Annotated in this window: 10 protein-coding genes; 2 read left to right on the top strand and 8 right to left on the bottom strand. The window is 64.0% G+C overall.

The features are described from left to right. Positions 1–206 precede the first annotated feature (206 nt). Both Q0S71_RS08290 and Q0S71_RS08285 read left to right on the top strand, forming a co-directional pair. A complete protein-coding gene (locus tag Q0S71_RS08290; protein WP_295993908.1) occupies positions 207–602 on the top strand; it encodes a type II toxin-antitoxin system VapC family toxin in 396 nt (131 codons plus the stop codon). 19 nt (positions 603–621) lie between these two features. Next, complete coding sequence (locus Q0S71_RS08285) at positions 622–1,086, top strand: hypothetical protein (RefSeq protein ID WP_295993907.1); 465 nt, start codon at positions 622–624, stop codon at positions 1,084–1,086. Here the strand turns inward: Q0S71_RS08285 and Q0S71_RS08280 are convergent. The 8 genes from Q0S71_RS08280 to ybeY form a co-directional block, all read right to left on the bottom strand. Next, positions 1,083–1,922, bottom strand: coding sequence for a M48 family metallopeptidase (locus tag Q0S71_RS08280; RefSeq protein ID WP_295993906.1), 840 nt, complete (start codon positions 1,920–1,922; stop codon positions 1,083–1,085). The two genes, Q0S71_RS08285 and Q0S71_RS08280, sit on opposite strands and share 4 nt — an antisense overlap. 191 nt (positions 1,923–2,113) lie before the next feature. Next, complete coding sequence (locus Q0S71_RS08275; protein WP_295993905.1) at positions 2,114–2,854, bottom strand: 1-acyl-sn-glycerol-3-phosphate acyltransferase; 741 nt, start codon at positions 2,852–2,854, stop codon at positions 2,114–2,116. 39 nt (positions 2,855–2,893) lie between these two features. Next, entirely contained in the window at positions 2,894–3,460 is a 567-nt protein-coding gene (gmhB, locus tag Q0S71_RS08270; protein WP_295993909.1) for a D-glycero-beta-D-manno-heptose 1,7-bisphosphate 7-phosphatase, read from the bottom strand. Positions 3,461–3,475: 15 nt separating this feature from the next. Beyond that, positions 3,476–5,578, bottom strand: coding sequence for a glycine--tRNA ligase subunit beta (gene glyS / locus Q0S71_RS08265; RefSeq protein ID WP_295993904.1), 2,103 nt, complete (start codon positions 5,576–5,578; stop codon positions 3,476–3,478). Positions 5,579–5,583: 5 nt separating this feature from the next. Beyond that, positions 5,584–6,543: a glycine--tRNA ligase subunit alpha gene (gene glyQ / locus Q0S71_RS08260; protein ID WP_295993903.1), complete on the bottom strand. Its 960-nt coding sequence runs from the start codon at positions 6,541–6,543 to the stop codon at positions 5,584–5,586. 93 nt (positions 6,544–6,636) lie between these two features. Further along, on the bottom strand, positions 6,637–8,211 hold the full coding sequence (gene lnt / locus Q0S71_RS08255) for an apolipoprotein N-acyltransferase (protein WP_295993902.1): 1,575 nt from the start codon (positions 8,209–8,211) through the stop codon (positions 6,637–6,639). Positions 8,212–8,225: 14 nt separating this feature from the next. Next, positions 8,226–9,104 (bottom strand): HlyC/CorC family transporter, encoded by an 879-nt coding sequence (locus tag Q0S71_RS08250; RefSeq protein WP_295993901.1) that lies wholly within the window; start codon positions 9,102–9,104, stop codon positions 8,226–8,228. A gap of 89 nt (positions 9,105–9,193) precedes the next feature. Beyond that, positions 9,194–9,577, bottom strand: a 384-nt coding sequence (gene ybeY / locus Q0S71_RS08245) for an rRNA maturation RNase YbeY (protein WP_295993900.1), incomplete at its 5' end; no start/stop codon positions are given.

The raw sequence follows: 9,577 nt of genomic DNA, 5'->3' as shown, positions 1-9,577 counted from the left end.
CGGCGCGCCTGCTGCGCGACGCCGCCGCCCGCGCCGACATGGGCCGGCAGGCGCTGGCCTTCGCCAACCAGCACCGCGGCGCCACCCGGCGCACGCTGGCGCTGCTGCCTCCTCTGCTCCATCGTTGACATCGGCCAAACCGCGCCATGATCCCCTGGTCGTGAAACGCGGTTTAATGGACGGCTCTGGAATCACGAGAGCCGGCCATGAACGATCCGATGCCATCGGTGTATATTGAAACCTCCGTCATCAGCTACCTTTGCGCGCGCGACAGCCGCGTTGCCGATCTTTTGGCGGATCAGGAGGCAACGCGCCTTTGGTGGGAAAAAAGGAATTTTTTCTGCTGTTTCGTGTCTAATGTAGTAATCGATGAATGTGGTGCGGGCCATCCCCTCGCTGCAAAAAAACGGATCGCCGCCATGCACGACTTGCCTGTATTGATGATTGATGAGCGAGTTAGAAAATTGGCGGACCTTCTGCTGAATAAGAATATCGTTCCGGCCAAGGCGCGCCTAGATGCGCTGCATATCGCCATCGCAACCATCCACCATATGAATTTTCTGCTGACCTGGAATTGTCGGCACATGGCAAATGGTTGTTAAGGTTGATGGGGGAAGGAAAATGGAAAATGAGATCTTGACCGAGCTTTGGCGTATCAAAGATAAATTATCAGCTAGAGCAAATCGTGTTCCAAAAACCGAAGCTGAATTGATCGAGTTGAAGCGATTTGAAATGGATCTGCGAAAGACTCCATATGTTTTCGTTCCCGACGCTACCCACCACGCGTTTGAAATTCAAAATTTGCGTAGGGATCGTGCGTTGGCGATCGCCTATCTCAAAACCGCCGTCGAAGGGATCGACGACACAGACGCCCGTGTGAGCGCTTTACTGATGTTTTCTACGGTGGCCGAAGCCTACCAAGACTTGACCGTGTTGGCGGTCGATGCGGGTGTTGCTCTGAACCCGGTTTATCAAATGCTGGCCGGGCAAACCCTCCCCAGTTTCCGTGAGAAAGCCGAATACCTGGCGTGGTTCGATCGGCGGCTGGAAGAATTCAACAGTCGCCCAAGCACTTCGGCAGCTTAGCCAAACAACACCGGCAGCTCCTGCGCGCGTTTGCGCAGCAGCTGCTTGGCCTCTTCGTATTCCGGATAAATCAAGCCCACCGTATCCCAGAAGCGCGCGCTGTGGTTCATCTCCAGCAGATGCGACAGCTCGTGCGCGACCACGTAGTCGATCAGCGGCAGCGAAAAATGGATCAGCTTCCAGTTCAGCCGGATCTTGCGCTCGACCGTGCAGGAACCCCAACGCGTGCCGGCCGACGTCAGCGCGAACGAGGCGTAGCGCACGCCCAGCCGCGCCGCATACAGATCGAGCCGCTGCTCGAACAGCAGCTTGGCTTCCTGTTGCAGCCAGGCCTTCACGCGCTCCTTCAGCAGCAATTCCGTGGCGCCCGGCACCAGCACCATCGCCAGCTCGCGCGTGGCCGGATTGTAGCTGCTGCGGTTGCGGCCCCCGACCAGCAGGCGCAAGGTGATGTCGCCGCCGAGATAGGGCAGTTGCGCGCCGTCGGTCCACTCGACCGGCGGCTTTTCCAGCCGCGCCGCGCGGCGTTCGCGCCGTTCGTGCAGTTTGCTCAGTATCCACTGCTGCTTGGTGCGGATCGCGTTGTCGATTTCGATGATGCTGATGCGCTTGGGCGCCGTCACGCGCAGGCCGTCGTCGTCGATCATGAAGCCGATCGAGCGCCGCGTCGAGCGCCGCAAGGAGTATTCGAGGACGAACTGGCCGACCAGCAGCTGGCGCTTGGGCGCGGCGTCCGACGGCGGCGCGATGGGTGGCTGCGGCCGGGTCGGAATGGCGAAAGGCGACGCCGGCGCGATAGTGACAGCGCCGCCGGATGTGGGGGCGGGCGGCGGCATTGGCGCGGCGCCGCGTGGCGCCGGATCGGCGCTGCGCAACAGGTTCGCGGAGGGCGCGCAGTATGGCGGTGCCGGCGGCGGCGCGCCCGGCGCCGCCGCGCTGTCTTGCCCGAACAGGTCGAGTTGCCGGCGTGGGTCCTGGGCCGGCGCCGCCGTCGGCGGCGCCGGTTTGATGACAGTGGCCAGGTCGTCTAACCAGCGCTGTAGGCGTGGGGCGAAATGACGTGCATTTCTGATTCTATCCAATTTTCCACCTGTTGCATCATGCTGTCCGGCGTCTGTCCTTCGGGCGATATCGGCTTGCCGATCGAGACCGTAATCAGGCCGGGGCGTTTGATAAACGAATTCTTGGGCCAGCATTCGCCGGAGTTGTGCGCGATCGGCACCACCACCGCGCCGGTATCGATCGCCAGGCGCGTGCCGCCGCTTTTGTACTTGCCCTTTTGGCCGACGGGGATGCGCGTCCCTTCCGGGAACATGATAATCCATTGGCCGTCCGCCAGGCGCCGTTTGCCGTGGCGGACCACGTGTTTAAAGGCGTGCTTGCCCTGCTTGCGGTCGATCGGGATCATGCGCAGCAGCGCCATCGCCCAGCCGAAAAACGGAATGTACAAAATCTCTTTTTTGAAGACGAAGACCAGCGGGCGCGGCATGTTCGGCAGCAGGAAAATCGTCTCCCACGCCGACTGGTGCTTCGACAGCACGATGGCCGGCGCGTCCGGGAAATTCTCGGCGCCCTTGATTTCGTAACGGATGCCGCAGATGACCTTCAGGCACCAGATCATGAACACGTTCCAGCGCGCGGTCACGTAGAAGCGTTTGTTATACGGCAGCGGCGCGACGAGAAAGCAGACGCAGGCCCAGACGATGGTGGAGACGACCATGATGGCCGTGAACAGCAGGGAACGCAGGAATAAAAATGAGTGACGCAATGCGGTCTCCGGTACGAATTCGGTTATTGATTTCAGTGATTACGTCACGACGTGCAGCGCCGGCGGCACCGTCGTTTTGAGCAGGTGGCCGACCATCGCGGCCAGGTCGGCGAAGACCATGGTCCCTGGCGGCAGGCCGCCGGTGGCCTGGGTCTTGACGCCTTTTCCGGTCAGGACCAAGTACGGCACGCAGCCGCTGACGAAACCGGCCTGCAGGTCGCGCAGCGAGTCGCCGACGGTCGGCACGCCTTTCAGCGTGACGTTGTAACGCTGTGCGATTTCGGCGAACATGCCCGGCTTGGGTTTGCGGCAGTCGCAGTTGTCGACCGCCGCGTGCGGACAGAAGAACACCGCGTCGATGGTGGCGCCGGCCTGCTGCGCCAGCCCGTGCATCTTCTGGTGGATGGCGTTGAGGATGGTCATGTCGAAGAATTCGCGCGCGATGCCCGACTGGTTGGACGCGATCACCACGCGGTAGCCGGCCTGGTTCAGGCGCGCGATCGCTTCCAGCGAGCCGGGGACCGGCAGCCACTCGGCGGGCGACTTGATGAAGTCCGGCGAATCATGATTGATGACGCCGTCGCGGTCGAGAATAATCAGCTTCATGGCCGGCGCACCCATTTACGCCGCCAGCTTGGAAATGTCGGCCACGCGATTCATCATCCCGTGCAGCGACGACAGCAGCGCCAGGCGGTTGTTGCGCAGCGCGACATCGTCGGCCATCACCATCACGTCGTTGAAGAAGGCGTCGACGTCGTCGCGCAACTGCGCCAGCGTTTTGAGCGTGCCGGCGAAGTCGCCGCGTGCGAAGGCCGCTTCCACCTCCGGCTGCACGCGGGCGACGGCGGCGGCCAGATTTTTTTCGGCCGTGTCCTGCAGCAGCGCCGGATTGACGCCGGCGTTGCCGCTGGCGCTAAGCGCTTCCTCGTTCTTTTTCAGGATATTGGTGATGCGCTTGTTGGCGGCGGCCAGCGAGGCGCTTTCCGGCAGCGCGGCGAAGGCCTGCACCGCCTCCAGGCGCTGCACGATGTCGTCCAGGCGGTCGGGGTTTTGCGACAGCACGGCCTCGATGTCGTTCGGCGAGAAGCCGCGCTCGCGCAGGATGCCGCGCAAACGGTCCATCATGAAGACGGCGACGTCGGCCGACGGATCCTTAAACCCGGGCAGGAACTTGAACTGTTCGGCGGCGGCCGACAGCAGCTCGCCGATCGACAGCGTCAAACGTTTTTCCAGCAGCATGCGCAGCACGCCGAGCGCGTGGCGGCGCAGCGCGAACGGATCCTTGTCGCCGGTCGGCGCCAGGCCGATGGCCCAGATGCCGACCAGCGTTTCGAGCTTGTCGGCCAGCGCCACGGCGGTGCCGGTGCCGGTGGTCGGCAGAGTGTCGCCGGCGAAGCGCGGCTGGTAGTGCTCGGACATGGCCAGCGCGACGTCGGCGTGCTCGCCGTCGTTGCGCGCGTAATAGGCGCCCATGATGCCTTGCAGCTCGGGGAATTCGCCGACCATGTCGGTCACCAGGTCGGCCTTGGCCAGCCGGGCCGCGCGGATCGCCAGCGACGCATCGCTGTCGATTTTGCCGGCGATGAAACCGGCCAGCGCCGCCACGCGTTCGCCGCGCGCGGCCTGCGTACCGAGCTTGTTGTGATAGACGATTTTGTCGAGCAGCGGCAAACGCGATTCCAGCGTCTTCTTCTTGTCCTGCTCGAAGAAGAACTTGGCGTCGGACAGGCGCGGACGCACCACCCGCTCGTTGCCGCCGATGATGGCGGCCGGCGTGTCGGTGGCGATGTTGGAGACGATCAGGAAGCGCGAACGCAGCTTGCCCTCGGTGTCGGTCAGCGCGAAGTATTTTTGATTGGTCTGCATCGTCAGGATCAGGCATTCCTGCGGCACGGCCAGGAACTCCTCCTCGAAATTGCACTCGTAGACCACCGGCCATTCGACCAGCGCGCTCACTTCGTCGAGCAGCGCTTCCGGCATCAGCACCAGGTCGGCGCCGGCGGCGGCCAGCAGCTCGGCGCGGATTTTTTCCTTGCGCGCGTCGACGCCGGCGATGACTTTTCCTTCGGCGGCCAGCACGGCGGCGTAGTCGTCGGCGTGCTTGATGACGATCGCCTCGCCCGACGTCAGGAAGCGGTGACCGAGGCTGCTACGGCCCGCGTTCAGGCCCAGCAAGGTCAGGGGCACGATGTTGATGCCGTGCAGGGCGATCAGGCTGTGGGCCGGACGCACGAATTGCACGGTGGCGCCGTCGGGCCGCTGATAGCTCATCAACTTTGGAATCGGCAGCTTGGCGGCCGATTCTTCCAGCGCCGCCTGCAGGCCGGCGGCCAGCGCGATGCCCGGCGCGCGATAGTTGTAGAAGAAGCTTTCGGCCTTGCCGTCGGCGGCTTTTTCCAGCTCGGACAGCGCCAGGTCGGGAACGCCCATGGCGCCGAGTTTTTTGCGCAGCGGCGCGGTCTCGTTGCCGTCCTTGTCCAGGGCCACGCTCACCGGCAGCACTTTTTCGCGGATCATTTTGTCCGGCGACATATCGCGCACACCGGTGATGGAAACGGCCAGGCGGCGCGGCGTGGCGTAGATCGTGGCGACGCTGTCGGCTTCGAGGAAGTCGCGCGTTTTGAGGCCGTTGACGATGCCGGCGCTGAAGGCCGCGCCCAGTTTGGCGAGCGCCTTCGGCGGCAGTTCTTCGGTCAGCAGTTCGATCAGGAGAGTTTGATTCATATCGTTTATATCGTTTTCAGCTTATTTTCAGCTACTTCTGCGGCGGCGGGTGCGGTGGCGTCGGAGGCGGCGGTCCCCAGCATCGGGAAGCCGAGGCGCTCGCGCGAATCGTAATAGGCTTGCGCGACGAGGCGCGACAAGGTCCGCACGCGGCCGATGTAGGCGGCGCGCTCGGTCACGGAAATGGCGCCGCGCGCGTCGAGCATGTTGAAGCTGTGCGAAGCCTTCATGATCTGCTCATAGGCCGGCAGCGTCAGTTGCAGCTCGACCAGGCGCTTCGCTTCCGATTCGTGGCTGGCGAATTGGGCGAACAGCAGGTCGGTGTTGGCGTGCTCGAAGTTGTAGGTCGACTGTTCCACTTCGTTTTGATGGAACACGTCGCCGTAGGTCAGCTTCTTCGCTACACCGTTTTCTTCCCACTCGGTCCACACCAGGTCGTAGACGTTTTCCACGCCCTGCAAATACATCGCCAGGCGCTCGATGCCATACGTGATCTCGCCCAGCACCGGCTTGCAATCGAGGCCGCCGACCTGCTGGAAGTAGGTGAACTGCGTCACCTCCATCCCGTTCAGCCACACTTCCCAGCCCAGGCCCCAGGCGCCCAGGGTCGGCGATTCCCAGTCGTCCTCGACGAAGCGCACGTCGTTCTGCTGCAAGTCCAGGCCCAGCGCCGACAGCGAACCGAGATACAGGTCGAGGATGTTTTCCGGCGCCGGTTTCAACACCACCTGGTATTGGTAGTAGTGCTGCATGCGGTTCGGGTTTTCGCCGTAGCGGCCATCCTTCGGGCGGCGCGACGGCTGCACGTAGGCGGCGCGCCAGGGCTCGGGGCCGATGGCGCGCAGGAAGGTCCCCGTGTGGAAGGTGCCGGCGCCGACCTCCAGGTCGTAGGGCTGGAGCAGGGCGCAGCCTTGCTTGTCCCAGTAGGTTTGCAAGGTCAGTATGATTTGTTGAAATGTGAGCATCTTGAGTGGTCGGTGGTGTGCGGCGCAGGCGCGGCGTTTGCAGCTACGCTAAAGCGGCTAATTTTAGCGGGTTTTGCCGGGCGGCTGGTGAGTTTAAGCGGCTGGTGGCGGCTTTTTTGCATTTTGGCGCGCCCACCACCGGGCGCCGGCCAGCGCCGTCGCGGCCAGCAGCAGGAACAGCTTGTTGCCCCAGCGGATATACGGCGTCGCGCCGCCCATGCCCTGCACCGTCGCGGCCAGCGTGCCGCGCGTGTTCGGCGCCAGTTGCTGGACGATGGTACCGCGGCCGTCGATGACGGCGGTGGCGCCGGTGTTGGTGGCGCGCAGCATCGGACGGCCCGTTTCCAGCGTCCGCATCTGCGAAATTTGCAGGTGCTGCGGGATGGCGATGGTGTCGCCGAACCACGCCAGGTTGGAGGTGTTGAGCAGCAGCGTGGCCGGCGCCTGGCCCTGCGCCGGCGTGTTCAGCTCCGCCGCGATTTCTTCGCCGAACAGATCCTCGTAGCAGATATTGGGCAGCACGCGCTGGTCCTTGATGGCGAACGCCGGTTCGATGTTGGCGCCGCTGGTGATGTCGCCGAGCGGGATCGACATCAGGTTGACGAACCAGCGGAAGCCGAGCGGGATGAATTCGCCGAAGGGCACGAGGTGGTGCTTGTCGTAGCGGTAGTAGCCGGCGCCGGCCAGCGGCGTCATGCCGATCACGCTGTTGAAGTAGGCGCTCGCGCTGTCGGCCAGCGGTATGCCGAGCACCAGGCTGCTGCCGGTCTTGTGCATGTACTGGCTCAGCGTCGGCAGGTAGTCGGACGGCAGCTGCTGCGGCAGCATCACGATGGCCGTCTCCGGCGTCGCAATCAGATCGGCCGACGCGGCGGTAATCATGTTCTGGTACAGCGTCAGCGTCTGCTGCACGTGGGCGCCGTTGAATTTTTCTTCTTGCGGGATATTGCCCTGCAAAAGGCGGATCGAAATCGGCCGGCCTTCGGCATGGGTCCACTGCACGAAACTCAGGCCGTAGCCCGCGCCCATCAGCACCACGATGACGCCGGCGGCGATGGCCCGCGTGCGGTGCACCAGCAGCAGCAGGGCGCCGGCGCACAGGGCGGCCAGCCATCCGAGGCCGTAGACGCCGAGCAGCGGCGCGTAGCCGGCCAGCGGGCTGTGATTGTGGGCGTAGCCGGCGGAGAGCCAGGGGAAGCCGGTGAACAGCCAGCCGCGTATCCACTCGAACAGCGCCCACATGGCCGGCAGCACCAGCAGGCTGGCGGCCGGCAGCGGCAGCAGCCAGCGCCGCCGCAGCCACGCCGCGCCGCCCATGGCCAGCGCCACGTAAAAGCCCATGCCGACGGCCAGCAGCGCGACGGCGGCGGCGGCGATGGGCGCGGCCATGTCGCCGTAATAGTGCAGCGACACGTAGAGCCAGTGGGTGCCGGCGGCGGTCCAGCCGAAGCCGAAGGCCCAGCCGATCAGCGCCGCGCTGTTGACGGTGGGGCTGCGCAGCACCTGGTAGAACAGCACCGCCAGGCTGAAGATTTCGACCGGCCACCAGCCGAACGGCGCGAACGCGAACACGGCCAGCGCGCCTGCCAGCGCGGCGATCAGCATCCGGCCCCGGGTGCTGCGCTGTGGCTTGGGTGGGGCGTTGGGATCGGTGCGGCGAAAGCGCATCTCAGCCGATGGCTTTATTCATCGGCGCCGGCCACCGGCGGCAGCTTCTCGACCAGCAGCACGTGGACTTGGCGCGCGTCGGCGCGCAGTACTTCGAAGCGCAGGTTCTCGAAATCGAACACGTCGCCCTTGTGCGGCATGCGGGCCAGGTGTTTTGCCACCAGACCGCCGATGGTGTCGACGTCGTCGACCGGCAGCGTGGTGTCGAGTTCCTCGTTGAACTGACTGACCTCGGTCAGCGCCTTGATGCGCCAGCGCGGACCGTGCACGCCTTCCTTGATGGAGAGGATGTTGTCCTCCTCCTCGTCGAAATCGTATTCGTCCTCGATGTCGCCGACGATTTGTTCGAGCACGTCCTCGATGGTGATCAGGCCGGCCACGCCGCTGTATTCATCGACCACGATGGCCATGTGATTGTGGTTGGCGCGGAAGTCGCGCAGCAGCACGTTGAGGCGCTTCGATTCGGGGATGAAGATGGCCGGGCGCAGCATGTCGCGCACGTCGAACGATTCTTCGGCGTAGTAGCGCAGCAGGTCTTTCGCCAGCAGGATGCCGATGACTTTATCGCGCTCGCCCTCGATGGCGGGAAAGCGCGAGTGTGCCGTCGACAGCACGGATGGCATCCATTCCTCGATCGGCTTGCTGATGTCGATGACGTCCATCTGCGAGCGCGGGATCATGATGTCGCGCGCCGACAAATCGGAGACCTGGAACACGCCTTCGATCATCGACAGCGCGTCGGCGTCGATCAGATTGCGTTCGTGGGCGTCGTGCAGGACTTCGAGCAGTTCCGCGCGGTTCTCGGGCTCGGGGGAGATCAGTGCGGTCAGGCGTTCAAACAGTGACCGATGGGGTTTGGCGTCAGTCTTGACGCCACTAGAGTGCTCTTGCATAGGAGGCGTGAGCCGTTGTTTCGAAGGGGTATAGGATACACCAAATGGGGAGGCGGAGCCGTTTTTGTCAAAAAGACAGCTCCGTCCGCTCAGTCGGCGTAGGGATCGGCGTAGCCGAGGCCGGCCAGGATGTCCGTTTCGATGCCTTCCATCTCGGCCGCTTCCTCGTCGTCCATGTGGTCGTAGCCTTGCGCGTGCAGCACGCCGTGGACGATCAGGTGGGCGGCGTGTTCTTCCACGGTTTTCTTTTGCTCGGCCGCTTCCCGCTCCAGCACGTCGGTGCAGAGGATGATGTCGGCCTGGGTCGGCGCGTCGTCGGGCAACTCTTCGCCTTCGTTGTAGGCGAAGGTCAGCACGTTGGTGGCGTAGTCCTTCTCGCGGTAGGTGCGGTTCAGGGTACGGCCTTCCTCGGCGTCGACGAAGCGTATCGTCAGCTCGGCCGGCGCGAACAGCGCGGCCTGCACCCAGCGGCG

This window comes from Rugamonas sp., from assembly GCF_025354735.1.
Taxonomy (GTDB): Bacteria; Pseudomonadota; Gammaproteobacteria; order Burkholderiales; family Burkholderiaceae_D; genus Rugamonas.
Note: the sequence above shows the minus strand (reverse complement) of the source record. Positions and strands in the feature narration are given on the sequence as shown.